The sequence below is a fragment of the Psychromonas sp. Urea-02u-13 genome (genome assembly GCF_002835995.1).
Taxonomy (GTDB): domain Bacteria; phylum Pseudomonadota; class Gammaproteobacteria; order Enterobacterales; family Psychromonadaceae; genus Psychromonas.
Genome location: NZ_PJBZ01000067.1, coordinates 69,079 through 95,300, shown reverse-complemented (window position 1 = coordinate 95,300; position 26,222 = coordinate 69,079). Strand labels below are relative to the sequence as shown.

26 protein-coding genes and 5 tRNA genes are annotated in these 26,222 nt (G+C 39.1%); 16 read left to right on the top strand and 15 right to left on the bottom strand.

The genetic code is table 11. The features are described 5' to 3' along the window. The first annotated feature begins 379 nt into the window (after positions 1 to 379). Positions 380 to 853 (top strand): hypothetical protein, encoded by a 474-nt coding sequence (locus CXF74_RS12345; RefSeq protein ID WP_101082743.1) that lies wholly within the window; start codon positions 380 to 382, stop codon positions 851 to 853. A gap of 922 nt (positions 854 to 1,775) precedes the next feature. Here the strand turns inward: CXF74_RS12345 and CXF74_RS12340 are convergent. The 10 genes from CXF74_RS12340 to CXF74_RS12295 all read right to left on the bottom strand — a co-directional run bounded on the left by CXF74_RS12340 (position 1,776) and on the right by CXF74_RS12295 (position 7,716). Then, positions 1,776 to 3,065, bottom strand: coding sequence for a uracil-xanthine permease family protein (locus tag CXF74_RS12340; RefSeq protein ID WP_198552846.1), 1,290 nt, complete (start codon positions 3,063 to 3,065; stop codon positions 1,776 to 1,778). Next, entirely contained in the window at positions 3,065 to 3,691 is a 627-nt protein-coding gene (upp, locus tag CXF74_RS12335; protein WP_101082742.1) for a uracil phosphoribosyltransferase, read from the bottom strand. Before upp ends, CXF74_RS12340 begins: the two co-directional genes overlap by 1 nt. Positions 3,692 to 3,940: 249 nt before the next feature. Next, a complete protein-coding gene (locus CXF74_RS12330; RefSeq protein ID WP_101082741.1) occupies positions 3,941 to 5,158 on the bottom strand; it encodes an ammonium transporter in 1,218 nt (405 codons plus the stop codon). 369 nt (positions 5,159 to 5,527) lie between these two features. After that, positions 5,528 to 5,603: transfer RNA gene (locus CXF74_RS12325), tRNA-Asn, on the bottom strand. Positions 5,604 to 5,661: 58 nt separating this feature from the next. After that, positions 5,662 to 5,737 (bottom strand) — tRNA-Asn (locus tag CXF74_RS12320). A 58-nt stretch (positions 5,738 to 5,795) separates the two neighbouring features. Further along, positions 5,796 to 5,871: transfer RNA gene (locus CXF74_RS12315), tRNA-Asn, on the bottom strand. A gap of 29 nt (positions 5,872 to 5,900) precedes the next feature. Beyond that, positions 5,901 to 5,976: transfer RNA gene (locus CXF74_RS12310), tRNA-Asn, on the bottom strand. 105 nt (positions 5,977 to 6,081) lie between these two features. After that, a tRNA-Asn gene (locus tag CXF74_RS12305) sits at positions 6,082 to 6,157 on the bottom strand. Positions 6,158 to 6,443: 286 nt separating this feature from the next. Continuing rightward, a complete protein-coding gene (locus tag CXF74_RS12300; protein WP_101082740.1) occupies positions 6,444 to 7,157 on the bottom strand; it encodes a DUF3379 family protein in 714 nt (237 codons plus the stop codon). Beyond that, positions 7,150 to 7,716, bottom strand: a complete 567-nt coding sequence (locus CXF74_RS12295; RefSeq protein ID WP_101082739.1) for a sigma-70 family RNA polymerase sigma factor — start codon at positions 7,714 to 7,716, stop codon at positions 7,150 to 7,152. Before CXF74_RS12295 ends, CXF74_RS12300 begins: the two co-directional genes overlap by 8 nt. Positions 7,717 to 8,618: 902 nt before the next feature. Between CXF74_RS12295 and CXF74_RS12285 the strand changes: the two genes are divergently transcribed. The 4 genes from CXF74_RS12285 (at position 8,619) to CXF74_RS12270 (ending at position 10,989) form a co-directional block, all read left to right on the top strand. Further along, complete coding sequence (locus CXF74_RS12285; protein ID WP_101082738.1) at positions 8,619 to 8,882, top strand: BufA1 family periplasmic bufferin-type metallophore; 264 nt, start codon at positions 8,619 to 8,621, stop codon at positions 8,880 to 8,882. A gap of 65 nt (positions 8,883 to 8,947) precedes the next feature. Next, on the top strand, positions 8,948 to 9,784 hold the full coding sequence (gene bufB / locus CXF74_RS12280; protein ID WP_101082737.1) for an MNIO family bufferin maturase: 837 nt from the start codon (positions 8,948 to 8,950) through the stop codon (positions 9,782 to 9,784). Next, positions 9,781 to 10,536: an HvfC/BufC N-terminal domain-containing protein gene (locus CXF74_RS12275; RefSeq protein WP_101082736.1), complete on the top strand. Its 756-nt coding sequence runs from the start codon at positions 9,781 to 9,783 to the stop codon at positions 10,534 to 10,536. The genes bufB and CXF74_RS12275 overlap by 4 nt, the downstream gene beginning before the upstream one ends. Before the next feature lie 9 nt (positions 10,537 to 10,545). After that, positions 10,546 to 10,989 carry a DoxX family protein gene (locus CXF74_RS12270; RefSeq protein ID WP_101082735.1) on the top strand — a complete coding sequence of 148 codons (444 nt, stop codon included), beginning with the start codon at positions 10,546 to 10,548 and terminating at the stop codon, positions 10,987 to 10,989. 91 nt (positions 10,990 to 11,080) lie between these two features. On the opposite strand, the gene CXF74_RS12265 is transcribed toward CXF74_RS12270, so the two are convergent. After that, positions 11,081 to 11,557 carry a hypothetical protein gene (locus CXF74_RS12265; protein ID WP_101082734.1) on the bottom strand — a complete coding sequence of 159 codons (477 nt, stop codon included), beginning with the start codon at positions 11,555 to 11,557 and terminating at the stop codon, positions 11,081 to 11,083. A 258-nt stretch (positions 11,558 to 11,815) separates the two neighbouring features. Between CXF74_RS12265 and ccoN the strand changes: the two genes are divergently transcribed. The 11 genes from ccoN (at position 11,816) to bcp (ending at position 21,667) form a co-directional block, all read left to right on the top strand. Then, on the top strand, positions 11,816 to 13,249 hold the full coding sequence (gene ccoN, locus CXF74_RS12260; protein WP_101082733.1) for a cytochrome-c oxidase, cbb3-type subunit I: 1,434 nt from the start codon (positions 11,816 to 11,818) through the stop codon (positions 13,247 to 13,249). A 3-nt stretch (positions 13,250 to 13,252) separates the two neighbouring features. Then, positions 13,253 to 13,855 (top strand): cytochrome-c oxidase, cbb3-type subunit II, encoded by a 603-nt coding sequence (gene ccoO / locus CXF74_RS12255; RefSeq protein ID WP_101082732.1) that lies wholly within the window; start codon positions 13,253 to 13,255, stop codon positions 13,853 to 13,855. A 50-nt stretch (positions 13,856 to 13,905) separates the two neighbouring features. Next, the gene (locus tag CXF74_RS12250) at positions 13,906 to 14,094 is read left to right on the top strand and encodes a cbb3-type cytochrome oxidase subunit 3 (RefSeq protein WP_101082731.1); all 189 of its coding nucleotides are present in this window, start codon (positions 13,906 to 13,908) and stop codon (positions 14,092 to 14,094) included. Beyond that, positions 14,094 to 15,056, top strand: a complete 963-nt coding sequence (ccoP, locus tag CXF74_RS12245; RefSeq protein ID WP_101082730.1) for a cytochrome-c oxidase, cbb3-type subunit III — start codon at positions 14,094 to 14,096, stop codon at positions 15,054 to 15,056. Before CXF74_RS12250 ends, ccoP begins: the two co-directional genes overlap by 1 nt. Positions 15,057 to 15,170: 114 nt before the next feature. Then, positions 15,171 to 15,644, top strand: coding sequence for a FixH family protein (locus tag CXF74_RS12240; RefSeq protein ID WP_101082729.1), 474 nt, complete (start codon positions 15,171 to 15,173; stop codon positions 15,642 to 15,644). Further along, on the top strand, positions 15,644 to 18,037 hold the full coding sequence (locus tag CXF74_RS12235) for a heavy metal translocating P-type ATPase (protein WP_101082728.1): 2,394 nt from the start codon (positions 15,644 to 15,646) through the stop codon (positions 18,035 to 18,037). Before CXF74_RS12240 ends, CXF74_RS12235 begins: the two co-directional genes overlap by 1 nt. A gap of 10 nt (positions 18,038 to 18,047) precedes the next feature. Then, the gene (gene ccoS, locus CXF74_RS12230; protein ID WP_101082727.1) at positions 18,048 to 18,260 is read left to right on the top strand and encodes a cbb3-type cytochrome oxidase assembly protein CcoS; all 213 of its coding nucleotides are present in this window, start codon (positions 18,048 to 18,050) and stop codon (positions 18,258 to 18,260) included. Next, complete coding sequence (locus CXF74_RS12225; protein ID WP_232772512.1) at positions 18,250 to 18,930, top strand: sulfite exporter TauE/SafE family protein; 681 nt, start codon at positions 18,250 to 18,252, stop codon at positions 18,928 to 18,930. The genes ccoS and CXF74_RS12225 overlap by 11 nt, the downstream gene beginning before the upstream one ends. 139 nt (positions 18,931 to 19,069) lie before the next feature. Continuing rightward, complete coding sequence (locus tag CXF74_RS12220; RefSeq protein ID WP_101082725.1) at positions 19,070 to 19,813, top strand: FNR family transcription factor; 744 nt, start codon at positions 19,070 to 19,072, stop codon at positions 19,811 to 19,813. A 440-nt stretch (positions 19,814 to 20,253) separates the two neighbouring features. Then, positions 20,254 to 21,189 carry a universal stress protein UspE gene (gene uspE, locus CXF74_RS12215; RefSeq protein ID WP_101082724.1) on the top strand — a complete coding sequence of 312 codons (936 nt, stop codon included), beginning with the start codon at positions 20,254 to 20,256 and terminating at the stop codon, positions 21,187 to 21,189. A 13-nt stretch (positions 21,190 to 21,202) separates the two neighbouring features. Continuing rightward, on the top strand, positions 21,203 to 21,667 hold the full coding sequence (gene bcp, locus CXF74_RS12210) for a thioredoxin-dependent thiol peroxidase (RefSeq protein ID WP_101082723.1): 465 nt from the start codon (positions 21,203 to 21,205) through the stop codon (positions 21,665 to 21,667). A 112-nt stretch (positions 21,668 to 21,779) separates the two neighbouring features. Here the strand turns inward: bcp and CXF74_RS12205 are convergent, their stop codons facing one another. From CXF74_RS12205 to kdsB, 4 genes are all read right to left on the bottom strand, one after another. Next, on the bottom strand, positions 21,780 to 23,480 hold the full coding sequence (locus CXF74_RS12205) for a polyamine aminopropyltransferase (RefSeq protein ID WP_101082722.1): 1,701 nt from the start codon (positions 23,478 to 23,480) through the stop codon (positions 21,780 to 21,782). A 78-nt stretch (positions 23,481 to 23,558) separates the two neighbouring features. Continuing rightward, positions 23,559 to 24,458: a DUF350 domain-containing protein gene (locus CXF74_RS12200; RefSeq protein ID WP_101082721.1), complete on the bottom strand. Its 900-nt coding sequence runs from the start codon at positions 24,456 to 24,458 to the stop codon at positions 23,559 to 23,561. Between the two features lie 9 nt (positions 24,459 to 24,467). Then, a complete protein-coding gene (locus CXF74_RS12195) occupies positions 24,468 to 25,427 on the bottom strand; it encodes a hypothetical protein (protein WP_101082720.1) in 960 nt (319 codons plus the stop codon). A gap of 27 nt (positions 25,428 to 25,454) precedes the next feature. After that, a complete protein-coding gene (gene kdsB, locus CXF74_RS12190) occupies positions 25,455 to 26,222 on the bottom strand; it encodes a 3-deoxy-manno-octulosonate cytidylyltransferase (RefSeq protein ID WP_101082719.1) in 768 nt (255 codons plus the stop codon).

Genomic DNA, 26,222 nt, shown 5'->3' with positions numbered 1-26,222 from the left:
ATTCCATCCGTTCTCATAAATACATCGCTTCATCTTGAAAATTAGTTTATCGGCTAAAAATGGCTAACAATGGCTAACAATGGCTAACACGCTCACGACACGCGATAAAACCTTGTTAGGTAAATAACTTAAGTGTCAAAATAATCAATGCCAATTGTTGAAGAGCAAAGCCATTTTAGCGTTCAGTTTTTTACACTAATATGTACGTAAAAAATTGCAATATACGACCACCTATAATAATGTGCTCACACTTAATCGCCCCATTATCCAAGATTGCAAAACACTTAGATTTAAAAATGAATTTATAGGGGTAAGATTTAGTATATCCAATCACAATTTATGCTAAAATTAGTACCCTGTATTTAAAAAGGAAAGAAAAATGGCTAGGATTTCTGCTAAACAGCGAGAAGAAAACAAAACACGCTTTGATAATATTATTTTTAACGCCTTAATGACTGGCGAATGGCATAAAGTGTCTTATCAATATATTGCAGACCAAGCCGGTGTAAACACACGCAGCACGATCCAAGGCTATTATCCCCATGACATCGACTTTATTGCTGCAATTCAAGGAAAAGTACTCCCTGTGTTTATGAGTTATCTTAACTTTGAAAGCCTAGATAGCTTTGTTACCTCGTGGACAGAGTCACTAGAAGAAGCTAAATTCCTGAATATCGTTTCTATGCTTACTGGTAATATGAATGCCAACGCACATGCGCTTTCAATAAAAGGTGTTAGTACACTTGTTGAGAAGATTTATGCGTTATGGGGAGATGAAGGTTATCTAGCGATTGAATTATTATTAGGTAGAACTTTGTTGCATATCGCCGGCATAAGAAAACAGTCTTTATAATATGACTCGCTCCAATATAATGACTTAGTCAATATTGGAACTATAAAATGGCTATTTTATTAATAGCCATTTTATAGTAACAGCTTGAATTTAAAAAATTTACAACACCACTTATCCATCAATCCCACACATCCCCACAAAATCGACTGATACACCTCTTTGCTACAATTTTCTGAGAATGCGACTAATACCAATGACTATTAATTTAATGGTCATTGATTTAATGTTCTGAATTGACCGATCGAAATTTACTTGGGGAAAGAACACATTACGTTAGCACACTTCTCTGCAACAAAAGGTTAAATCTCCCCTTCACAGCACTGCTTGTCACTCAGAAATATTAACAAAGATAAAAATAGCCTAAGGCAGAAGATAAAGAAATACTGAAATGAATAAATATTGTTATGAAATGAATCTAATGAAGTTAGGTGTTTCTAACAACCCCCAATAACACAAATGGATATTTCGATGCTGAAAGGTTGTTTAAACCAATGCATAAATTGCGATAGCTTGTAAAATAATTGAAATTGTAATAAATCTAACGTTATTAATTATAAATCTTTAATACACCGTACTATAAAAAGACAAAAGTTTTTATTACGCACTGCATGATGTCTGTATTAATTTAGTAAATCATTGCTAGCCACGACTGCCAACTTTATTATGGGTACGCTGAATGCTATTAATTTTTGGACACAATTCAACTTCATAATAGATTAACTTTTAACGGCTTTATTTCTTACAATAACGTTAATTGTTTTATTAAATTACGCTTTGTGAATGATGTTTTTTGTTGATTGGTAGGGAATACTAAGAGGTGTTTTAGAGAGTATTTATAAAAAGTTCAGCTGAAGCCAAGTCTATTTTCATTACCCGAATGATAAGTGCCAGCTTTATGCTGACACTTAATAAAGCTATGCCACTACAATGACTTAACTTTAGGTAATAATAGGTTCAAGGCAATGGCCACTAATCCACATAAGCTCACGCCCTGTAAACTAAAAGCACCAAAACCGAAGGCCATACCACCGATACCAAATATTAAGGTCACAGAGACAATACAAAGGTTACGTGCATCAGACAAATCAACTTGATGACGAATTAATGTATTCAAACCGACCGATGCAATGGTACCAAACAGTAAAATCATGATACCGCCCATCACCGCAACTGGAATTGTTTGTAATATTGCGCCAAACTTGCCCACAAAAGCGAGACAGATAGCAATGACAGCAGCCCACATCATAATTTTAGGGTTAAAGTTACGAGTAAGCATGACTGCCCCCGTTACTTCGCTGTACGTGGTATTAGGTGGACCACCGAGCAATGAGGATGCGCTCGTTGCTAAACCATCACCAAACAATGTGCGGTGTAATCCCGGTTTTTTAAGAAAGTCTTTACCGGTTACATTACTGATCGCCAAAATATCGCCAACGTGCTCAACAGCAGGCGCAATCGCAACGGGGATCATGAATAAAATCGCGTGCCAGTTCCATTCAGGTGCAACAAAGTTTGGCATACTTAACCAAGGCGCATTTGCAATAGGCGAAAAATCGATAACACCAAAAAGAAATGATAGCGTATAACCAACCATTACCCCTGAAAAAATAGGCACTAACTTAAACACCCCCTTTGCCATAGTAGACACTAACAGTGTTGTTAATAACGCGCTTAGCGAGATAATTAACGCAGTGTCTTGCTCAATAAAAATCATTGAACCATCACCCGCTTTACCAATAGCCATATTCACAGCCATCGGTGCTAAGCCTAAACCAATCACCATGATCACTGGACCAACAACCACTGGTGGTAATAAACGGTGAATAAAATTAACACCTTTTAATTTCACCGCATAAGCCATCAGCATATAAACAACACCAGCGACAAATAAACCAGACATCGTACTTGGAATACCCCAAGTTTGAATGCCGTAAGCAATTGGCGCGACAAAGGCAAAAGACGAAGCCAAAAATATCGGCACTTGTCCTTTTGTTACTAAGTGAAATAACAAAGTACCTAGGCCGGCAGTAAATAGCGCGACGTTTGCATCAAGCCCCGTAATTAACGGCATTAAGACTAACGCACCAAACGCGACAAATAACATTTGCCCACCAGCAAGTATCTGCTGTGCGGTATTTAAATTGGCAGTAATGTCTTCAACGGGCTGATCAACATTAACGATTAAGTCTGCGTTAGTTTCCTTGGTTGTCATTATTTTGTTCCAAATATCTTATCACCAGCATCACCTAATCCAGGCACGATGTAACCTTTCTCATTAAGATGAGAGTCAATAGAGGCGGTGTAAACTTCAATATCTGGATGTGCTTCCTCTAGCGCTTTTAAACCTTCAGGTGCAGCCACTAAAATAAGTACTTTAATGTTGGTTGCCCCTTTTTCTTTAACAAGATCCAGCGTTGAAATCATTGAACCACCCGTTGCTAACATCGGATCAACCACTAATACTAAGCGTTGGTCAATTTGGCTCACTAGTTTCTGAAAGTAAGGTACTGGCTCTAGTGTTTCTTCATCACGATAGATACCAACAACACTGATTTTTGCACTTGGCATATGTTCAAGCACGCCATCCATCATACCCAGACCCGCACGTAAAATAGGCACTACCGTCGCTTTCTTACCTTGAATCTGTTCAATATCGACCTTGCCATCCCAACCATCAATCGTAACGGTTTCAACAGCCAAATCTTTTGTTGCTTCATAGGTTAATAAACTTGCAACTTCACGTGCTAATTCACGAAAATGTTTAGTGCTTATGTCCGCTTTTCTCATCAAACCAATTTTGTGTTGGATTAGTGGATGTTTGACTTCAATAACTTTCATAGTATTAACCTCAGGTAATTTAAATGGGAGTTTCTAACAGACGCTTTATAGCAGGATTTTTATGATAAATACTGCTATATATCAGATTTTCTTTTATAACAGGTTTATTTGCTATTTAGATGCTTTTTTATTCTATTTTTGGTAAATAGATCGCATAAAAAAAGAGCGCTAAACTTTCGTTTAACGCTCTTTTTAAAACCCAATAAACTTAAAGATACACGATGAGTATTTCAAGTATTATCGACTTTCTTATTTGTTCGTTAAGTTAGTTGCACCAATCTTATGAATTGCGACATCCGCACCATTGAATTCATCTTCTTCACTAAGGCGAATAGGCATAAAATAATTCACACCGTTATAGATGATGAAACCACCGATTAGCGCCACAGTAATACCGGCGATTGAACCAATCAATTGGCTCATAAAGCTAACACCGCCTAGTCCACCAAAACGTTCAAGGCCAAAGATACCTACCGCAATACCACCCCATAAACCACAAACGCCATGTAAAGGCCACACACCTAATACATCATCAAACTGTGAGAATTTATTTTGTACGTAGATAAACAACCAAACAAACAAACCACCAGCCACTAAACCAGTAGCAAGCGCTCCCATTGGATGCATAACATCAGATCCTGCACATACTGCAACTAAGCCCGCTAATGGACCATTATGAATGAAACCAGGATCTTTTTTACCAATAACCAATGAACTGATAATGCCACCAACCATAGCCATTAAAGAGTTCATCGCAACCAATCCGCTAATGCCTTCTATCGCCTGCGCTGACATAACATTAAAGCCAAACCAACCAATCGATAAGATCCATGCGCCCAGCGCAAGTAATGGGATATTTGAAGGTGCAAACGCAACCACTTTACCACCGCGGTAACGGCCTTTTCGACTACCTAAGACAATAATGGCAGCAAACGCAATCCAACCACCAACTGCATGTACGACGATTGAACCGGCAAAGTCATGAAAAACAGCACCAAAGTTACTTTCTAACCATGCTTGAAAGCCATAATTACCATTCCAGATTAGCCCTTCAAAGAACGGGTAAACTAAACCGACACATAAAGCAGCTGCAATTAACATCGGGTTAAACCTAGCACGCTCTGCAACACCACCAGAAATAATGGCAGGAATGGCAGCAGCAAAAGTCATCAAAAAGAAAAACTTAACTAACTCATAACCGTTATTTTCTGCAAGCACCGCTGCACTATCAAAAAAAGTAACGCCGTAAGCCAACCAGTAACCAAAGAAAAAATAAACCAGCGCCGACACACCAAAGTCAGACATAATTTTAACTAATGCATTTACTTGGTTCTTATGACGTACAGTACCGACCTCTAAGAAAGCAAAACCGGCATGCATGGCAAAAACCATTATTGCCCCTAAAAGTATAAACAATGTATCTGCACTACTCACTAGCGCGGTTACATGATTTTGAATTGATTCCATTCTTGCCTCTATTTTATTAACGTCATACGGGTAAATTTAGCAAGATGTTAACGTAACAGTAGCCCCATTAACAATGGCGGAGTTGGCAATATAAGAAATAAACTTTGTAATGAAACGTTACAATGCGCTTAGCTATCAATTAAGGAGTAGGTATTTGAGATATAAAGACCTTATAAAAGATTAAGCAAGAAGAAAATGAAAGGGTAAAGCAAAACCTAAACCTTTATTAATGTTTTCTTCGTGCTCTCTGTGTAGCGCAGCGGCTTCGTGGTGAATATTATTTTTGCATCTCGTTCCCACGCTCTGCGTGGTAATGCATAAATTTAACGCAAAAAAAAACCGTACTCAAAGAGTACGGTTTTTCTTATGTGGCTCCTCTTAATGGACTTGAACCATTGACACACGGATTAACAGTCCGTTGCTCTACCAACTGAGCTAAAGAGGAATTGTACGTTTTAAGTCCTAGGACTCGTTAATTTCGACTAATCAAAACTAACTTAATGTGGCTCCTCTTAATGGACTTGAACCATTGACACACGGATTAACAGTCCGTTGCTCTACCAACTGAGCTAAAGAGGAATTGTACGTTTTAAGTCCTAGGACTCGTTAATCTCGACTAATCAAAACTAACTTAATGTGGCTCCTCTTAATGGACTTGAACCATTGACACACGGATTAACAGTCCGTTGCTCTACCAACTGAGCTAAAGAGGAATTAGTTTTGAAACTCAAAACTATAAAAGTGGCTCCTCTTAATGGACTTGAACCATTGACACACGGATTAACAGTCCGTTGCTCTACCAACTGAGCTAAAGAGGAATTGTACATTTTCGCAATTGCTCTACCAGCCAATTTGGCTAAAGAACAATTTACATTTTAAGTCCGGAGACTCGTTAGTTTCGAAAAATCAAAACCAACTTAATTTGGCTCCTCTTAATGGACTTGAACCATTGACACACGGATTAACAGTCCGTTGCTCTACCAACTGAGCTAAAGAGGAATTGTAACATTTCGCAACTGCTCTACCAGCCGATTTGGCTAAAGAGGAATTGCATTTTCTTCACTGTAAATCTGTTGTAATAATTTAACAGTGTTCTTTATCGCTAACTAACTGCGTTAAAGAATAATTCTACATTGCTAATTGCTTAGCAGTGCTTTGAAGACGAGCGCAGTATATTTTTTGCGTATGTTCCTGTCAACAAAAAAGGTATATAAAAAAACTGGTTGCTGACAATTCAAGCAACCAGTCACAAAACCCGCTTTATTTGTTTGTTTATACAGCGACTTTAGATATCCCACTGAATATTGTTTTGCATCGCATCACGAATGGTTTGTAATGATTCATCTCGTTCACCGACAATAACCACATTAGCATTGCCCATTTTTTCGGTTACGCCTTTCAAATGCTGATTATTAAATTTATCTGTTTCAATAAATTCAGCTTCACCCGGTACAACAAAAACGGTTATTTGTCCTTTTTCTCCCTGCATTACCATATGCAATGCTGGCGTTCCTTCAAAATTACAATAGTTTACATAGGTAACATCACCTAAATCACCATGGGCTTGTGCGCCATAACGTGCCAATTTTGCATTAACCATTTTTAAATCAGCGCGTTCATTAGATTTGGCCGTAAAATAATACTCTGCCTGCACATGTTGCATCGCCACTTCACCAATATCTAAAGGTGAATGACTAACATTATTAAGTAGTGGCAAGCTGATACCAATAATAAACGCAATAGAGGCGGCAATCGCAATGTGCCAACGGCCATTTTTAATACGTTCGTTCTCAACAACAAAACTTTGCTCTAGTAAAATTTTATCCGTTAACCCCTCGGGCAAATCCACTTTCAGCATTTTTTGTAAACTAGCATCAAACTCTTTGGCTTTTTTAACAAATGCTTTGTCTTTCTCGGAATCTGCTAGGCGCTGTAAAAAAGCGTCGTCTTTCTCGTTGGGTGTTGCGGTTGCGGTATGACGAAATAAAATATCATCCATGGGACGCCTCACTTTCTTTAGTTACAGTGGTTAATGATGACTTTAATTGATTCTTTGCTCTAAACAGACGTGTTAAGACTGTATTTTTATTAAGTGACAATTGTTCAGCAATCTCTTCTGCCGTGAAACCAGCAATAAGTTGTAATAAAAGCGGTTCTTTATACTCATCAGCTAATGTCGCAATTTTTCTTAATAAGAGTTCACTGTCCATTTCCTGAGTCAGATCGGCATTACCGGCAATGTCGTGATCGTCAATATCAACCAAGGGATGCTGTTTACGCTCAAAGCGACGTGCATTTTCACGCCTCAATATAGTAAACAACCAACCTTTAGCTGATTTGTCATCCAGTAGACTGTCCAAGCTTTTCCAAGCGCGCAAGCACGTTTCCTGCACTAAGTCTTGAGCAATATCTGGGTCATGGCAGATCCAATACGCATAACGGTATAAGTCTGCACTGAAGACATTTACTAATGCCTCATAGCGTTTTTGTTTTCTGTTCATATCTATAAGGACAGATGAATCAGCGCTTTTATTTCGTTTGCTGGAAAATAAATTCATTAATTTGTATTTCCTATAACCTAATCGATTGAATTTAATAATACCCGCTACCAATCAACATGCTTTATTCAGTCATTAGCTCGCTTCTTGTGGAACTATACCGAGACCAGCCCCTCTCAAAGGTTGTAACGCCGAATAGGTTTACAAGCTAGCAACCCGCAGAGTAAACGGAGAGGTAAACATATTCGTTGTTAATAAGCTTCGATTGAACCAGTTAGACCTTCAACTTCTAACCTAGAATCTGTATACCTCAGCGCGTGCTGAATTTTGTCTATTGAATGACAACGAGTGTAAATGTTAATAAATATTTAAATTTATGTGAAATTTTTTATGCGTTACCACGGTATATATAATTGATTATTACAACAATGTATATATACCCGTTACCAATCAAGGTGCTTTGTTCAGTCGCTAGCTCGGGTACCAAGGCAAGACGCAACATGATGACAATGGCTAGCCCTTATCAAATGTTGCAACGCAGAATTGGTTTCCGAGCTAGCGACCCGTAGGGCAAGCGATGAGGCAAACACCTTCGTTGTTAGGAAGTATTGATTGAACTAGTTAGACCTTCAACTTCCTGCCTAAAACCTGTTCACCTCATCACTTGCTGAACTTTGCAACTTGAATGGTGACGGGTATAAACGAGGCTTATCAAGACGTTTAATCCGTCTGTAGCTCAGCGGTCATCAAAACATTGCTTCTCTTGGTGACAAAAAAAAGAATGTAAATATTACAAAACAAGTGAAAAAATAAGCATGCTCAACATCTATAAGTTTAGGTTTAACCTGTTAAATCTTCAACTTACTGCCTAGAATATGCTTACTTAGTAACTTACTGAAGGTTGTCCATGAACGCTAATAACTATCGTTCATATTATTTAACTCACTTTAAAGGAATATCTAATGAAAAAATCTAACTTAGCATTAGCAGCAACGGTATCGACACTTATTGCAGTCGGTAGTTCACTTATTTCAGCGCCAGCAATGGCTGCAAGTAAAGAGAAATGTTATGGCATTGCAGCAGCAGGACAAAATGATTGTGCAACAAAAACAAGTTCATGCGCTGGTACTTCTAAAGTTGATAATCAAGGTGATGCATTTATTGCCGTACCAAAAGGTTTATGTGGCAAGATTTCAGGCGGTAGCTTAGAGCCTAAAGAATCATAAAAAATGGGGGCTGTAATAAGCCCCCATTCTACTTAACCTGAGTTCTGGTTATTAAAGGGCGTACAGTGAAAAAAATTAATAAGGAAGCAGTGGGTGTTGGATTACGCAGCCCTCATTACCAAGCCGTCATAGATACTCGACCTGATATTGGATTTTTAGAAATACACAGTGAAAACTATTTTAATGAACATAGTAAAAACCATTATTTTCTTGAGCAAATAGCCCCGCATTATCCGATGAGCTTTCACGGCATTGGTTTATCACTTGGAGGCCACGAGAAAATCAATAAACAGCATCTTAAAAAGTTAAAAACATTAATTGACCGGTTTCAACCCGCATTAGTGTCTGACCATTTAAGCTGGTGTTCATTGCAAGGTAACTTTTTTAATGACTTATTACCCGTCCCTTATACAAAAGAGGCTTTACGTTGTTTTATTAATAACATTAATCAAGTGCAAGATTTCCTACAACGACAAATTTTAGTTGAGAACCCTTCTTCTTATTTAGAATATAAAGAGATGGAAATGAGCGAGCCTGAGTTTATCAATGAAATAAGTAAGCAAACAGGCTGTGGTTTATTACTCGACCTTAATAATATTTATGTCAGTGCGACCAATCAAGATTTTTCAGTTGAGCAATATTTAGCGGTTATCGATCATCAAGCAGTGCAAGAGATTCATTTAGCGGGTTTTACTGAGCAAAAAATAGAAAACAGCACACTCTTAATTGATACGCATAGCACTTTTGTAAAACAAGCTGTCTGGGACATTTACCAGCAATTTATACATGAGAGTAAAACCGATGCGGTCACGCTGATTGAATGGGATCTTGAAATACCTTGCCTAGCAACACTGATGAAAGAAGCGGGTAAAGCAACCAATATCAGGGAGGCGCTGAAATGAAATTACAACAATTACAAGCGCAATTCGCGGACGCTCTTTTTTATCGCCATGAAAAAATCACCGAGCAAATAACAGAGACGCAATCAGTAACGTCCCTACAGCGCCTGCAAGTTTACCGTAACAGCTTTATTATGGGCACAACCGAAGCGTTAGCAATCACTTACAAACATACCTACGCATTAGTTGGGGAAGCGTTTTTTAATGCGGTCAGCCGAGAATTTATAATAAAACATCCTCCGACTGAAAATAACATAATGACCTATGGTGATGGCTTTAATGCATTTTTAAATACCTTAACGCAATTAGATGAGATGCCTTATATTGCTGAAATGGCAAAATTTGAGTGGTTATTAGAACAAACCAGTAACAGTCAAATGAGTAAACAGACACTTGACCTTTCTGCGCTGTCATTAATACCCGAAGATGCCTTTAACAGCTTACAATTTATAGTGCCTATTGAGGTCAACCTATTTAGTAGCGAACAAGATATTTATCCGCTTTACCATATGTTGGTTAACGATGCAGTGGTTGAAACGGATCTTAATAAGGCCTGTTATCTCGCATTAAAAAAACAGCCTGATTTTCGCATTGAACTGATCCCTTTAGAAAAAGATGCCTTTTTGCTTTTACAGCAACTAATAGCAGGAAAAAACTTAGGTCAAGTGACTCCTCCTGAATTGCACCACCAGTTACCCACACTATTAGAAAAATCATTACTCAATGGATTCACCATTAACGAAGAAAATAATTAAGGATAATTTATGAATAACTTACTGAGCCTCTACCAATCTGCTGTCGATAAAATGCTGTGCTATTTTACGCCAGTATTACTGCTATTCACTCGCCTTTGGGTTGCCAGTGTTTTCTTGAAATCGGGTTATCTAAAAATAACCACCTGGGATAGCACGTTATATCTTTTTGAAGAGGAATACCAAGTACCCATTATCCCTTGGGAGTTAGCGGCTTACCTAGGTACAGCAGCTGAAATAATTTTACCTATTGTAATGATATTAGGTTTGTTAACACGTCCGATGGCAGCCGTATTGTTTATCTTTAATATTATGGCAGTTGTCTCTTACCCGGTATTGTGGGATGGCGGATTTTATGACCATCAGTTATGGGGATTAATGATTCTAATTAATGTTGTTTGGGGCGCTGGATTGTTCTCGGTTGATCATCTATTGAAAAAACGCTTCTTTTCATAAAAACTTTTTTTATTAGTGCAGGTTAACACTCAATGCTAACCTGCATAACACGTCTATTACATTTACTTCTTGACCATTTATTTCTTGCCATTTATTTGTTAACCATAAAATCAAAGGTTAACAATTCACTTTTATCGCCATTAAGCACTGTTATTTGTAATTCCCATAACATTTGATCCGTCGTACAAGCCCCGACAATACCCTTTGCACTAAAGGTCTTTTCTGCTGACTTTTTAAAGCGTACCGGAATCCTGCCCATAAACATGGTTTTACCGACAATTTGAGCCTTGGTTATTTCACTATTTTCAAGTGGCGTAGTCAGTTCAAAATCAATCCACTCTTCTGCTTGAATCGGCGCATTTTTGATAGCCAGCAAAAAGGTCCCCTGCTCGGTAATAAACTCACATGAATCCGTGTAATCACAACGACCTAAACTAATTTGCGCCAAAACGTTTTGTTCGATTACAGCAGGTTCACTCTGCTCACTATCAAACGTTCTCCAGAAAAACAAAAAAAGCAAAACAGCCAGCATGAATAATAATTGTACAACTCGACTTTTGGTTAACATTTCTAATCCTTGTAAAAATAGTGGTTACCGCGCATTTATTAACATAAAAGAAGATTTTATTAACAAATTATCAACGCAAATCTATTCATCATTTATATTATCGCGTACACTCCCGCACAAATGAAGCTGTCTTTAAAATAGTTTTTATTTTATTACTTATATTGCTCTGGATACACATACTACTTTGAAATATAAAATATTTTGAAGTCGCATGCGTATTTTGACGTACATTATAAATACATGCATGGAATCTCACTAATGACAACCGCAACGACAATTCAACCTGACTACAACATGAAAGTTGTTCGTCAGTTTACACTTACCACCATATTATGGGGTATTATTGGCATGGCAGTTGGAGTGCTAATCGCAGCTCAACTTGTTTGGCCAGCTTTAAACTTTGATACTCCTTGGTTAACTTACAGCCGTTTACGCCCACTGCATACTAACGCAGTAATTTTTGCATTTGGTACATCTGCATTAATGGCAACCTCTTTTTACGTTGTGCAACGTACTTGTCAAACAAGATTGTTTGGCGGGCCGCTTGCTTCTATCGTATTTTGGGGCTGGCAATTAGTTATCCTTTCTGCAGTGATTACACTGCCTCTAGGTTACACAACTTCAAAAGAATACGCTGAGCTAGAATGGCCAATTGATCTGCTTATTACAGCAGTTTGGGTCGTTTACGCTATTGTCTTTTTTGGCACACTCACGATACGTAAAACATCACATATCTATGTGGCAAACTGGTTCTTTGGTGCATTTATTTTAACCGTTGCGGTTTTGCACATTGTAAATAGCATGGCAATCCCTGTCTCGCTAGGTTCAATGAAATCATACTCTATCTATGCTGGCGCAGTTGATGCGATGGTACAGTGGTGGTACGGACATAACGCCGTTGGTTTCCTACTAACAGCGGGTTTCCTAGGTATGATGTATTACTTTGTACCGAAACAAGCAAACCGTCCTGTTTACTCTTACCGTTTATCAATCATCCATTTTTGGGCACTGATTGCGGTATACATCTGGGCTGGTCCTCATCACCTTCATTACACAGCATTACCTGATTGGGCTCAATCGTTAGGTATGGTTATGTCACTGATTCTATTCGCTCCGTCTTGGGGTGGCATGATTAACGGTATCATGACACTTTCTGGTGCTTGGCATAAACTACGTACGGATCCTATCCTACGTTTCTTAGTTGTTTCACTTTCTTTCTACGGTATGTCTACCTTTGAAGGACCGATGATGGCAATTAAAACAGTTAACGCACTTTCGCATTACACTGATTGGACTGTTGGTCACGTTCATTCTGGTGCGCTAGGTTGGGTTGCAATGGTTACCATTGGTGCTGTTTACCACTTAATTCCACGTCTCTATGGTCAGAAAGGTATGTACAGCGTTGCGCTTATTAACCTTCACTTCTGGATGGCAACGATTGGTACGGTTTTATATATTGTCGCAATGTGGATCTCAGGTGTTATGCAAGGGCTGATGTGGAGAGCGGTAAATGCCGACGGCACATTAACTTATACATTTGTTGAGTCATTAGAGAAATCTTACCCATTCTACACAATCCGTTTCTTCGGTGGATTAGTGTTCTTATCGGGTATGTTGATCATGGCATATAATACATACAAAACGATTACAGCTGAAAAAGGCTCAATCCAACCTCAAGAACTTGGGGAATAAACTATGAAACATGAATTTATAGAAAAGAATGCAGGTTTATTAGCTATCTTAATCATCGTTGCAATTAGCTTCGGTGGTTTGGCACAGATAACGCCTCTTTTATTCCAAAAAGAGACAACTGAGCCCGTAGACACATTACGTCCTTACACTGCATTAGAAATGGAAGGTCGTGACATCTACATTAAAGAAGGCTGTCATACTTGTCATAGTCAAATGATTCGTCCTTTCCGTGCGGAAACTGAACGTTACGGTCACTACAGTGTTGCTGGTGAAGGTGTTTGGGAACATCCATTCTTATGGGGCTCTAAACGTACAGGTCCAGATTTAGCACGTGTTGGTCAACGTTACTCAGATGCATGGCATGAGGTTCATTTAATTAACCCTCGTGATGTTGTGCCACAATCTAATATGCCTGGTTTTCCATGGTTAATGGACAATGTGCTGACCGGTGAAGATACACAACGTAAGCTAGAAATTTTCCGTAATAACTTCGGTGTACCTTACACAGATGAAGATATTGCTGGCGCTAAAGCTGCCGTTGAAGGGAAAACAGAGATGCAAGCACTGATTGCATACCTGCAGTCTCTTGGTCACGCATTTCAATAAAAAAGATCATAATGCCTAGTTAACTAGGCATTAAAGCTACTGGAGGCTTTATGGATTTTGCAACGTTTAACGGACTATATACTCTGTTCTTAATTATTATCTTCGTTGCTTTGATTTTTTGGGCATACAGTAAAAAACAAAAAAAATCGTTTGATAACATGGCTAATTCAATTTTTGATGATCAAGACTTAGCAGAAAATGATAGCGATGTGAACAAACAGTCAGGAGAGAAAAAATAATGAGCCTATTTTGGACTATATGGATCTCAGTCATTACGCTAACGGTTGTTATTGGTTGTGCAGTCCTTCTGAGAATGACTTCTAAAAATACTACTGGTGTGCCGGAAGGCGAACCAATGCCGCATACTTTTGATGGTATTCAAGAGCTAAACAACCCATTACCTAAATGGTGGGTAGGTTTGTTTTGGTTTACGATTGTTATTGCAATGATTTACAGTATTGCGTTTCCAACGTATACCGCAAACTATAATGGTTTGTTGAACTGGACAAGTTCAGAGCAAAGTGTGATGAACCCAGAAGAGTCAGCTGAAGCAGCCAAAACATCACAATCACAGTACCAACGTGAAATGAATGCAGCCGATGAGAAATATGGTGCAGTATTCAAAGATCTTGCTTATAACGAGTCTGGTGCTTACAAAGATTTAACACTGATCGCTAAAGACAAAGAAGCAGTGAAAGTAGGACAACGTTTGTTCCTACAAAACTGTGCACAATGTCATGGCTCTGATGCCCGTGGTAGTAAAGGTTTCCCTAACTTAGCTGATAATGATTGGCTATACGGCGGAGATGCAGAAACCATTAAAACAACGATTATGCATGGCCGTAACGGCGTGATGCCAGCTTGGAAAGATATTCTAGGTGGCGATCAAGCCGTTAAGGAAGTAGCAAGCTACGTACTTAAACTCAGTGGTCGTCGTGTTAATGCGATTGAAGCACAAGCCGGTGGCGAGAAATTTGCTCTGTGTGCTGCTTGTCATGGTCCTGAAGGTAAAGGTATCCCTGCAATGGGCGCACCAAACCTAACGGATAAAGTTTGGTTATACGGCGGTTCACGTAAAGCAGTTGAAGACAGTATTGCTAACGGACGTAGCGGTGTTATGCCAGCTTGGTCGAAAATATTAGGTGAAGATAAAGTACATCTTATCGCGGCGTTTGTTTATTCTCTTTCTTTAGAGAAATAAACCCCTTACCCATGAAAGACATATAAAGCCTCGTTATCGAGGCTTTTTTTATGGAAAAAACTAATTCAAAATGATAAATTCACACTCCTATTCCTCTACCTATTTAGGGTAAGCATGACAGATAATAAAAAAAGTTGGTTTAAACAGTTTTGGCCTTGGTTTTTAATCGGTTTGCCAATGGTTGCCGTTGTTGGCTCTGTCAATTTGCTTATTACCGCAATGGATAATAAACCTGACATGGTTGTTGACGATTATTATACAAAAGGCAAAGCGATCAACCATGATTTTGCTCTGATCAACAAAGCAAAAGAGCTTAATATTAGCGCTAAGATTCAACAAACAGATAATGTTTTATTTATTAGCTTAAAAGGTTTAAAAGACAAAAGCTCAATCTCATTTTCTCTTTATCACTCAACACTGGCAAAGCGTGATATCTCAGTCATGTTAACCGCCGATGCAAGTGGTAACTACAATTTTGAAACCGATAAAGACTTAAATGGAAAGTGGAAGTTACGTATCGAGCCTTTTGATAAAAGCTGGCGTTTACAGAAAACGGTTATATTACCTAGTAAAACTATCAATCTATAATGATCAATCAAACCACCAACGTTGCGCTTTGCTTCCACTGTGGAGAGCCTAATCCCAGTGGTTCAGCCTTTAGTGTCAATATTAAAGGCGAAAACCAGCAGATGTGTTGCCCCGGCTGCGAAGCTGTTGCACAAACCATCGTTGATAGTGGTTTAACCTCCTATTACGATCATCGTAGTGAGAATGCCGAAAAAGGGAACACACTGGTTCCTGAGCAGTTGTCACAATTACTGCATTACGATATTGAACAAATTCAAGAAGAGTTTATTAAGCAAGACGCGGATCTCAGTGAAATTACACTGACCGTTGAAGGCATCACTTGTGCCGCCTGTGCTTGGTTAATAGAAAAACAACTTCGCCAGTTACCGGGTTTACACTTTATTAATGTGAATACCACCCTTCACCGTGTTGTCATTCGTTGGTACAAAGATAAACTCAAGCTCAGTGAAATCCTCACCGACATTCAAAAAGTAGGTTACAAAGCCTACCCATTCCAAATAAATCAACAAGAAGCGTTATACACACGTCAGGCAAAATCATACCTACGTCGTTTAGGCCTTGCCGGCATTGCAACCATGCAAGTCATGATGTTTGCCATTGCACTTTATTCTGATCTTTTTTCTGGTATGGAAGAAGAGTTTATCCACTATTTCCGTTGGGTTAGTTTCTTACTCGCCACGCCTGTTTTACTTTATAGCGCGCAACCTTTTTATGTCAATGCGTGGCGTAATATTCGCAATCGTACCTTAGGCATGGATATCCCCGTTTCAATCGCGCTGTTAGGCGCTTATATTGCTTCCGCTTACGCCACTATCATGGATACCGGTGAGGTTTATTTTGAAGCCATTTCAATGTTTACTTTCCTATTATTATTAGGCCGATTATTAGAGTTGCGTGCACGTCGTAAAGCTTCGGAAACAAGTAGTAACTTATTACGTTTGTTACCTTCCATGGCAACGTTAATTGAAAAAAATACTGAATCACTTATACCCGCAAAAACGCTTAGCATCGGACAAATCATCCTTGTAAAAGCAGGCGAGACAATCCCTATCGATGGCATTATTTTAACCGGTATTAGTAATATTGAAGAGTCGATGCTGACCGGTGAACATCTACCGGTTCATAAGGGTGAAAATAGCCCCGTTTTTGCAGGTACGGTTAATATAACCAGCCCACTCACAATCCAAGTTGAAAAACTGGCAAAAGACAGTTTAATTGCCGATATTATCCACCTTCAAGACACCGCACAGCAAAATAAACCACATATTGAAGTGGTAGCAGATCTGGTTTCCCGATACTTTGTTGGTGCATTGCTTATCGTTGCACTGTGTACTTATATTGGCTGGAGTTTAATCGATCCAGCACAAGCATTTTGGATAACACTGTCTGTTTTAGTCGCAACCTGCCCCTGTGCGCTTTCACTTGCAACACCCACTGCACTCACCTGCGCGACCGCCAACCTGAATAAACAAGGTATTTTAATTAAGCAGCACCACGTATTAGAAACACTCAATAAAATTAATCATATGGTGTTTGATAAAACCGGTACGCTGACCCATGGTGACTTTGTATTATTAAATAGTACAGTTTACGGCGACTATTCAAAGCAACAATGTATTGATTTAGCATCACAACTCGAAAAGGTGTCAGAGCACCCTATTTCATTGGCCTTTAATAAACAGCAAAAATCCTCAGTCATACTCAGTGATGTTATTAATTTACCCGGTAAAGGCCTACAAGCAAGCTATCAAGGAAAAGCACTCAAACTAGGCCATGCACAGTTTTGTAATATTGATAAGCCACTAGACAGTAAAGAGTTAGTTATCTACCTAACGCTTGCTAATGCGCTGATTGCAAGTTTTGAATTGGGTGATACGATGCGTAAAAGTGCCGAGAAAATAAGTCAGTATTGCCAGGATAATCACATACAAACAACACTCTTAACCGGTGACATTTCAGCTAAAAGTGAAGAAGTAGGTCAATTATTGAAACTTGGTAATGTGGTCAAAGGGGTGACCCCTGAAGGCAAACTTACACATTTGCAAATATTACAAGAAACACAACAAGTGCTCATGGTCGGTGATGGCATTAATGATGCACCAGTATTAGCGGGCGCACATGTTTCCGTTGCACTGGCCAGTGGCACAGACGTGGCTAAAAATAGTGCCGATGTTATTTTACTTGGGGAAGACCTCAACAAGATAGCCGTGTTACGTAAAACGGCACAAAAAACGACACACATTATTAAAGAAAATTTGGGCTGGGCAATTGGTTATAACCTGATTATTGTACCGCTTGCGGTGACTGGACATGTTCCACCTTATATTGCGGTACTTGGCATGTCATTTAGCTCGTTAATTGTAGTTAGTAACTCTTTACGTTTGCTCAAATAGAGGATTTTTTATGAGTATCATCTACGTGTTAATTCCCATTGCTATGCTGTTTGTAGGTATTGCTGTCTGGGTATTCTTTTGGGCTGTTAAGTCGGACCAATATGAAGACTTAGACCGAGAAGGCATTAATATTCTCTTTGATGAAGATTTAGAAGAACACACACAAGCCCCTAAAAGCGCTAAAAACACGCATAACAAAGATGGTCGTAATAGTGATAAATGATTTTATCGCAGCACTATTAATTGGTTTATTAGGCGCCGGTCATTGCTTAGGTATGTGTTCGGGTATTGCTAGTGCAATCACATTTTCTAGCCATACCTCAAAAAATAAAATAAGTGCATTTAGCTCCCTTTTCCTCTACAACATAGGTAGAGTAAGTAGTTACTCACTTGCTGGTGCTATTTTTGCAGGCAGTAGTAGTGCACTGATCGTTTTTTTTGGTGGTAAAGAAGCGCTTATCTACTTGCGCGTTTTCGCGGCTATTTTAATGTTATGCCTGGCATTATATATTTCACGTTTATGGTTTGGTTTAGTGCATTTAGAAAAAGTAGGGCAATTTTTTTGGCGTTTTATCAAACCCATCGCACAATACTTTTTACCGCTTAAGCACCCTGCGCTGGCATTGCCTCTGGGATTTTTATGGGGCTGGTTACCCTGTGGGTTGGTTTACTCCACCCTTTCTTGGGCAGCAAGTAGTGGCAACGCTGAAAATGGCGCGCTTATTATGCTTGGATTTGGTCTAGGCACATTACCCGCAATGCTCACCATTGGCTCTCTTTCACAACAATTAAAATTCACGTTAAATCATCATTACTTTCGTTATACAAGTGCGCTATTACTGTCCGTTTTTGCATTACATACTTTTTATATTGCAGTGCAACAACTCAGTTAACAAAACGGTTACAAGCAAACCTAGCACACACTTTTTAGCTTAATATTCGCTTGTTTGAAGTAACTTTTGCTTATTAGTTCAAAGCCAATTCAAATAGTGTTAAACTTGACATAAGTCAAGAATCGGAAATAGAAAAATTATGGAAAAAAATAATACAGGTCGAGCTAAATCAAGTTGTAGTGCTATTAGTTGTCAAGACTGTAGTATCAGCCAGTTATGCATCCCTTACTCTCTGAACGAAACGGAATTAGAACGTTTAGACAGCATAATCGATCGTAAAAAACCGATTCAAAAAGGACAAGAAATTTTTAAAGCCGGCCAAGAGATGAAATGCTTATATGCAATTCGTTCAGGCACGCTTAAATCTTATACCATTACCGAACAGGGTGATGAGCAAATCACCGCTTTCCATCTTGCGGGCGATTTGGTTGGTTTTGATGGCATTAGCACAGGGACTCACCCAAGCTTTGCACAGGCGCTTGAAACAGCGATGATCTGTGAAATTCCATACGATACGCTTGATAACCTTTCAATCAGCATGCCTAAATTAAGACAGCAAATTTTACGTCTTATGAGTTCTGAAATTGTCGGTGATCAAAATATGATCTTACTGCTTTCTAAGAAAAATGCCGAAGAGCGCTTAGCGTCATTTATTCATAATTTATCAACACGTTTTGCTGAACGCGGTTTCTCGCCAAGAGAGTTTCGTTTATCAATGACACGCGGTGATATCGGTAACTATTTAGGGCTAACGGTAGAAACAATTAGTCGCTTATTAGGTCGTTTCCAAAAAAGCGAAATGATTGCCGTAAAAGGTAAATACATCAGCATCTTAAATGAAAAAACCTTAGCTGAACTAGCCGGTGCAAAGAAAAAAGATTAACTAGTTAACAAATTAGCCTTTTCAACTCTGAAAAGGCTACCTATTTCTTCCCTTCTGATCTAAATTATAAGTATACCCATGCTACCTCAAGATGCTTTGTCAGGCACAAGCTCGATAACCAGAGCAAGGCACAACATGAGGTAACCTATCGAACGGTTAACTACGTAAACCTTCTAACGGTAGGATTAAAAAAAGACTTTAATCCATTATTGTTATTCACTTTTCGATTGTTGTAACGCTGGGCTGCCATGGTTGAATAATAAGCGAGCTTGCGCCCCGTAGGGCAAGGTAACTTGCACCCATCTACGTCGTTATAAAATATCGACTTATAATGACTAGGCTTCAATTTTATGCCTTGTATCTCGGCACAATTTTCCTTGCTGACTTTGCATCTTGAAGTAGCATGGGTATATATACTTCTCTTATAACGGAGCTTGATTATGCTTAAATATAAAAATATTTTAGTTTTTATCGATCCAACTCAAGAATCTCAACCCGCTCTTGCTCGTGCTACTGACATTGCTAAAAAACAGATGGGTACAACCATCACACTGTTTTTGTGCTGCTATGATCTTAGTTATGAAATGACCTCATTAAGCTCAAGCGATGAACGAAAAGCAATGCAGCGTATTGTGATCAAAGAAAACCAAGCTTGGTTAGACGCATTAGCCGTTCCTTACCAAGAGCAAGGTGTTGATATCAATAGTCGTGTTATTTGGCACAGTCGCCCTTTTCAGGCGGCTATTATTGAAGTATTAACCAATCATCATGATTTAGTGGTTAAAGCGACACACCCACATTCCAAATTAAGTGCGATTTTATTTACCCCAACAGACTGGAATTTATTGCGCAAATGCCCTGTTCCTTTGTTATTGGTAAAACATCATCAGTGGCCTGCACAGGGTAATATTCTTTGTGCAATTGATTGTAAAAGTATGCAAGACAGCGAGCATCACCAACTCAATCAACAAATTCTTGATGAAGCAAAAGCAATGGCAAGCATCGTTGATGCCAATACCCATGTGGTCAACGCTTACCCAAGCCCACCGATGAACATTATGCTCGAGCTACCTGAATTTGACCCTATCAACTATGAAGATGGATTAAAAAAATTCCATCAAAAAGCACTAACAGAATACGCCCTTAAAAATAATATTAGCCAAGAGCAAATTCACCTTGAACAAGGCTTGCCAGAAGACGTTATTAGTAAAATTGCTAATGAGATAGATGCTCAACTGGTTATTTTAGGCACTGTTGGGCGCTCAGGTTTCAGCGCAACACTGCTAGGACATACGGCAGAACAAGTTATTGACCAATTAGATTGTGATTTATTAGCATTAAAACCCATTGGCTTTAAAAGCCCCATTACCCTATAAGAAGATTTATAAAATGAATAGATTAGTTGCCGGTGATAAAGCACCCTTATTTACGCTACAAGATGATCAAGATAACAGCGTATCACTAGCGGATTTAACGGGTAAAAAAGTCTTAGTTTACTTCTATCCACGTGCTATGACACCCGGTTGTATCAACCAAGCTTGTGGATTACGTGATAGCCAAAGTGAGCTTGAGTCGTTTAATACGGTTGTTTATGGCATTAGCCCAGATCCGGTTAAAAAATTAGCAAACTTTGTATTAAAAAAAGAGCTTAATTTTTCTTTGTTATCCGATGAAGACCATGCCGTTGCTGATGGTTTTGGCGTCTGGGGAGAGAAAAAATTTATGGGGAAAACTTACGATGGTATCCACCGTATCAGTTTTTTAATTGATGAAAATGGTGTTGTTGAACATATTTTTGACAAGTTTAAAACAAAAGACCACCATCAAGTCGTTATGGCTTATCTACAAGCTTAAATGATAAAGCAGTAACACTCAGGCAAAAATATCGAGTGTTACTGATTTAAATAAGCTTTCGGCTGTCAGCTATCAGCCTTATAACCTCTAGCTTTCCAGCCTTTAGCCCGTTTTACTCTGATAACTCAGTTTCTCTTTCCCAGGCATTTTGATGATATTGATATAACTGATTAGAGCCTAAGTAGTTTATTTTCACCTTTTCCTTATCTGCGTAAAAGCCTTTATTAAAAACAAATGACCCCGCTAATAACGCGCTACTTAACCAACTAGTCTCAACCTCAATCGCGTTGTTACGAGATAAACGCTCGCTCACACTTGCCCCCGTTTTAGTCGCTATTGTCCAACCCCATTCACCAAAAGAAGGCACATTTTGATGATATTGCTCCACTTGCTTAAAATTGGCTTTTTTAACGGTTTTTGCAATTGAGATAAATGCACTTTTAGCATGGAAAGGCGAAGTAGATTGCACCACCATCACACCATCGGTATTTAACAGGTTATTAAGGCGATAATAAAAATTAACACTGTAAAGTTTGTTTAAGTCCGGATGACTAGGATCTGGTAGGTCAATAATAATGGTGTCAAAAATGACTTTACTCTGCAAAAGTTTATCGATGGCAATAAAGGCATCGTCATTAATCACCGTTACACGTGGGTCGTCAAAGCTATCGGCGGTTAAGTTGTTAATTTTAGTCGCTAGATGAGCAGGTAAAACATCTTCAGGCGATTTAAACAGTTCAACGAGGTTAGGATCAAGATCAACCAGTGTCACCGCGTTAGGATTCCATTTCAGCACTTCACGTAATGCTAATCCATCTCCCCCGCCAATAATGAGAATATTATCGTGCTGATTTGACGCTTGCATAGCAGGATGAACCAAAAATTCATGGTAGATATGCTCATCTAAGCTAGAAAACTGTAACCGCCCATTAATATAAAAATTATAAATAGGCTCAAGTCCACCACCCAATTGTCGCTCGGTAAACACTAAGTTTTGATAAGGTGTTTGCGTTTGATAAACCACTTTGTCGAGATAAAGCATATTTTGCATCTGCTTTTGCCAAATACCACCGTATTGGAAAACAGCAACAACCAATAAGGCGAGCAAAGCGTGACCTGATAATAACCACCTAATATTGTGTAGATACTTTTTAAAACGCATTAAAAAGATAAAACCAGCTACTAAGTTCAGCGTTGCTGTGAGTGCTGCTGCTTGGCTTATCTCTATTTTGAGCATAAATAATACCCAAATAGCAGCGCCGACACCCGCGCCAATATAATCTGCACCGTAAATAGTACCCGCATTATGGGCCAAGTGATGGCCGTAAATAGTTTCACGAATACGTGCAATCAGTGGGATTTCCATACCAATCAAAAAACCTAGGATAAAGGCAAAGATGTACGGTAGTTGCAGGCTTATCCAATTTATTTTCGCTAATATCCCACCACGCGGTAACGCGTCCATGGGCATTTGGTAGGTATCGGCAATCAGTTGAGGCAATGTTTGGCTAAAACCGATAATAGAAGCAATAAACAGCGTTGCGCTACAACCAATAAAAGCAACCACCAGCTCTAATACAACAAAACCTTGGAAAGCGTCTTTCACTTTTTTGGCTGCAAAGGCACCTAATCCCATTGAGACAATCATAATACCAATAATGGCGTAGATAACCGTTTCTACACTGCCCAAAATACGGGCGGAATAATGAGATAATAAGTATTCGTAGATAAGTCCACAGCACGCGAGTGTCGCCATGATTAAGATAAGCAAACTGTCATCAATGAGCAGTTTTAATTTTTTATTTTGAGGCATTGTTAGCACTTATTTTCATACAAAAAGAAAAGGCTATCGATGATAGCCTTTTAGGAATTTTTAATAATCGAAACAGCGCTAAGTCATTAACGCCATCAACAGTAACGCGATTGAAAATGAAATTGCTAGTTCAATCGTTGCAATACCAATGTTTTCTTGATCTTCTACTTCAACGCGGCGGTTAATACCCCACAGGACAATAAACTTAGCGATAGTAGTCAGCAACGTTAAACACACCATTAATATCACGCTCATCACGGCCCACTGGCCAATACCAAGCCATAGGTTGCTTGCATCATAAATAATAAAGTAACTTGCTGCAGTTACTGACATCGCTGTTGAAATCAGGTAACCCGCATAACGAATCGATAAAGCGATATGCCCTAATTCCAGCGTTGCTTGAAACGTTGTGCCGTTATTACGACTGAATTGCCACTCAAAAATACGCGTGATAAGCACTAACATCACCTGTGAAACGATCCAAGCGGCCGTAATAGCAATGAAAGTATTAATATCTAAGCCTTCAACCCAGATAAGGGCGGCACGTACAACAATGGCTGTTGCAATCACGGAAGCAGCATCAACTAAACCAACAGATAAATTACGATCTAAAATTAACTCATGTTTATTAAACGCAGGTAATGCAAATTTATCATGAATAAAACGCCCCGCTTTAATCAAAATAAGCCCCGTCAAACCATAAGCAAACATACCCAGCAGTTCGATTGAATAAGACCCTGCGACTTCACCTGTAATGGCGCCACTTAATGCGATACCCATAGCAGCAACCGCGCCCGCCATGCTTACGCCATACGCATAATTATCTTTTTGCGATAACTCATCTTTAGTATCAACATTACCAATAAAACCCATGGTAAAACGGATGCCACCCAGTAGTGCAATCGCGATACTCATGTCGATTAACAGGTAAACAGCAATATCACCGCTTTGTGCTAATGTTGTGATTAACTCATTCATATTTAAATCCTATTTTCCGCGACGTGTGCCACGTGATGAAGTTGTTTTACTGTTTCTGAAACTACTAGCAGCTTTAGACTTTGTCTTGCTACTTGATTTGGCTTTGGAGTAACTCGAACGCCCAGAAAAAGGAGTCGACTTCTGTGCTTGCCGGCTTGAGCCTGACATCGCACTAGCCCCTGTTTTTGATTTAGCATAAGGGCTTTTAAAGCCACTTTTATTGCCAAATTGTTTCTTGGTTTTAGTCGCTAAATCATTTTGGGACTTTGTCTGCTGTGGTGACGTGTAACGATTACGACCAACATCATTGTAATAGCTGTAATCTCGACGAGATGACCATCTGTCATAACGCACAGGATTAGTGATCGCAGAGAACATTGAGTACATGCCGTACCAGTGCCAAAACGACATGCCACTATTGTTAGTTTGCCACTGCCCGTAACCCGGATTACCCACTAACTGACTACCTGCACCGTTATTTTCTGCACCATTAGCCTGTAAACTTTGTTGCTGACTAATTGCATTAACACGTGCTAATTGTCCATCGGACATATCCGCAATAACATTGATCGGATCAGAAAGTGCATCGTTATATAACGTAGGATCAGACGCTTCAATAAGCGTTTCACTTTCAAATAACTGTGCTTCAATATCACCTAATACTTGAGGTTGCTCACGCAACGTTTTTACACGTTGTGCAAGCCCTTGGTAAGTCGGCCCTTCACGTGTTGCATCGCGACTAAGTTGCGTTAATAAAGGCTTGAATTCAGGTTTGCTTTCGCTGAGTAGCTTTGCATATTCTTTTAATAACATTGCATTACGAATGTTATTGTTGTCTAGGCTCTCACCTAAGTTATTAAGCAAGTAATCTGCGCTTTGAAGATTACCATCGATGCGATCCTGTCGTTCATCACCACAGGCGCTAAGCAACAGACTGAAACAGACGATCAGTAACAGTTTAATTTTCATTACGTTCCTTTAATCTCATCTTTAATCTCATTTTTTTAAATAAGCAATCACACGTTGTAAATCTTCGGCCGTATCAATACCAGCGGGCGGTACTTCTATTGCTTGTTCAACATGAATTTTAAAACCATGCCATAACACACGTAACTGCTCAAGCTTTTCAATAGACTCAAGCGGAGAAACGGAGAGTTGCGCATATTGTTTCAAGAAACTAACTCGATAAGCATAGATGCCGATATGACGTTGTAAATTACTTTGCTCAACCTTACGCGTATTTTTATTCGCTTCAGTGAAGTTATCTCTATCCCAAGGAATAGTGGCACGGCTAAAATACAATGCTAATCCATTTTTATCACACACCACTTTAACCGCATTGATATTAAAAACATCATCAAACTCAGTAATCGGCGCACTTAAGGTAGCGACACTGGCTTCTTGGCTATTTTTAAGATTAATGGCAACTTGAGATATGACTGCAGGTGGAATTAATGGCTCATCTCCCTGCACATTAACGATAATCTCATCATCGGCGAATTTATATAACGCGCAGACTTCTGCCAATCTGTCAGTGCCCGATTCGTGATCCGCTGATGTCATGCACACTTCAATATTACTGACCGATAACAGTGCATCGGCAATGCGTTGATCATCCGTTGCAACGATGACACGTGACGCACCACTTTTTAACGCTTGCAAAGCAACACGCTCAACCATTGTTTTGCCTAAAATATCGGCTAATGGTTTAGCGGGTAAACGCGTCGAATGATAACGTGCTGGAATGACAGCGATAAACGACAT

Excerpts from the sequence above, each read along its gene's own strand:
- ccoS (WP_101082727.1), top strand. The coding sequence starts at position 18,048 with ATGAGTATCATCTACGTGTTAATTCCCATTGCTATGCTGTTTGTAGGT.
- uspE (WP_101082724.1), top strand. The coding sequence starts at position 20,254 with ATGCTTAAATATAAAAATATTTTAGTTTTTATCGATCCAACTCAAGAA.
- CXF74_RS12220 (WP_101082725.1), top strand. The coding sequence starts at position 19,070 with ATGGAAAAAAATAATACAGGTCGAGCTAAATCAAGTTGTAGTGCTATT.
- CXF74_RS12330 (WP_101082741.1), bottom strand. The coding sequence starts at position 5,158 with ATGGAATCAATTCAAAATCATGTAACCGCGCTAGTGAGTAGTGCAGAT.
- CXF74_RS12265 (WP_101082734.1), bottom strand. The coding sequence starts at position 11,557 with ATGTTAACCAAAAGTCGAGTTGTACAATTATTATTCATGCTGGCTGTT.
- kdsB (WP_101082719.1), bottom strand. The coding sequence starts at position 26,222 with ATGTCGTTTATCGCTGTCATTCCAGCACGTTATCATTCGACGCGTTTA.
- CXF74_RS12295 (WP_101082739.1), bottom strand. The coding sequence starts at position 7,716 with ATGAATTTATTTTCCAGCAAACGAAATAAAAGCGCTGATTCATCTGTC.
- CXF74_RS12205 (WP_101082722.1), bottom strand. The coding sequence starts at position 23,480 with ATGCCTCAAAATAAAAAATTAAAACTGCTCATTGATGACAGTTTGCTT.
- ccoO (WP_101082732.1), top strand. The coding sequence starts at position 13,253 with ATGAAACATGAATTTATAGAAAAGAATGCAGGTTTATTAGCTATCTTA.
- CXF74_RS12345 (WP_101082743.1), top strand. The coding sequence starts at position 380 with ATGGCTAGGATTTCTGCTAAACAGCGAGAAGAAAACAAAACACGCTTT.
- CXF74_RS12235 (WP_101082728.1), top strand. The coding sequence starts at position 15,644 with ATGATCAATCAAACCACCAACGTTGCGCTTTGCTTCCACTGTGGAGAG.
- ccoN (WP_101082733.1), top strand. The coding sequence starts at position 11,816 with ATGACAACCGCAACGACAATTCAACCTGACTACAACATGAAAGTTGTT.
- CXF74_RS12285 (WP_101082738.1), top strand. The coding sequence starts at position 8,619 with ATGAAAAAATCTAACTTAGCATTAGCAGCAACGGTATCGACACTTATT.
- CXF74_RS12250 (WP_101082731.1), top strand. The coding sequence starts at position 13,906 with ATGGATTTTGCAACGTTTAACGGACTATATACTCTGTTCTTAATTATT.
- CXF74_RS12300 (WP_101082740.1), bottom strand. The coding sequence starts at position 7,157 with ATGGATGATATTTTATTTCGTCATACCGCAACCGCAACACCCAACGAG.
- upp (WP_101082742.1), bottom strand. The coding sequence starts at position 3,691 with ATGAAAGTTATTGAAGTCAAACATCCACTAATCCAACACAAAATTGGT.
- CXF74_RS12195 (WP_101082720.1), bottom strand. The coding sequence starts at position 25,427 with ATGAAAATTAAACTGTTACTGATCGTCTGTTTCAGTCTGTTGCTTAGC.
- CXF74_RS12270 (WP_101082735.1), top strand. The coding sequence starts at position 10,546 with ATGAATAACTTACTGAGCCTCTACCAATCTGCTGTCGATAAAATGCTG.
- CXF74_RS12240 (WP_101082729.1), top strand. The coding sequence starts at position 15,171 with ATGACAGATAATAAAAAAAGTTGGTTTAAACAGTTTTGGCCTTGGTTT.
- CXF74_RS12340 (WP_198552846.1), bottom strand. The coding sequence starts at position 3,065 with ATGACAACCAAGGAAACTAACGCAGACTTAATCGTTAATGTTGATCAG.
- ccoP (WP_101082730.1), top strand. The coding sequence starts at position 14,094 with ATGAGCCTATTTTGGACTATATGGATCTCAGTCATTACGCTAACGGTT.
- CXF74_RS12275 (WP_101082736.1), top strand. The coding sequence starts at position 9,781 with ATGAAATTACAACAATTACAAGCGCAATTCGCGGACGCTCTTTTTTAT.
- CXF74_RS12200 (WP_101082721.1), bottom strand. The coding sequence starts at position 24,458 with ATGAATGAGTTAATCACAACATTAGCACAAAGCGGTGATATTGCTGTT.
- bcp (WP_101082723.1), top strand. The coding sequence starts at position 21,203 with ATGAATAGATTAGTTGCCGGTGATAAAGCACCCTTATTTACGCTACAA.